This is a genomic window from Achromobacter sp. SIMBA_011, from assembly GCF_046535435.1.
GTDB lineage: Bacteria > Pseudomonadota > Gammaproteobacteria > Burkholderiales > Burkholderiaceae_B > Achromobacter > Achromobacter dolens.
Genome location: NZ_JAWRWN010001254.1, coordinates 1 through 235, shown reverse-complemented (window position 1 = coordinate 235; position 235 = coordinate 1). Strand labels below are relative to the sequence as shown.

Sequence of the window (235 nt, the reverse complement as noted above, 5' to 3'; positions counted from 1 at the left end):
GGTTTAGCGACTACGCAACGGAGTTATTCAAGGAACAGTCATGGCCCGTATTGCTGGCATTAACATTCCACCGCATCAGCACGCCGAGATCGGCCTGCCCGCCATTTTTGGCATCGGTCGTACGCGCGCTCGCAAGATCTGCGAGGCGGCTGACGTCCCGTTTGACAAAAAGGTCAAGGATTTGAGCGACGCTGAACTGGAACGCGTCCGCGAACACGTTGGTGTGTTCACGGTC

1 protein-coding gene is annotated in these 235 nt (G+C 56.6%); it reads left to right on the top strand.

The window, feature by feature from the left end:
* Nucleotides 1-40 precede the first annotated feature (40 nt).
* Nucleotides 41-235, top strand: a 195-nt coding sequence (gene rpsM / locus SB816_RS35080) for a 30S ribosomal protein S13 (protein WP_410548632.1), incomplete at its 3' end; no start/stop codon positions are given.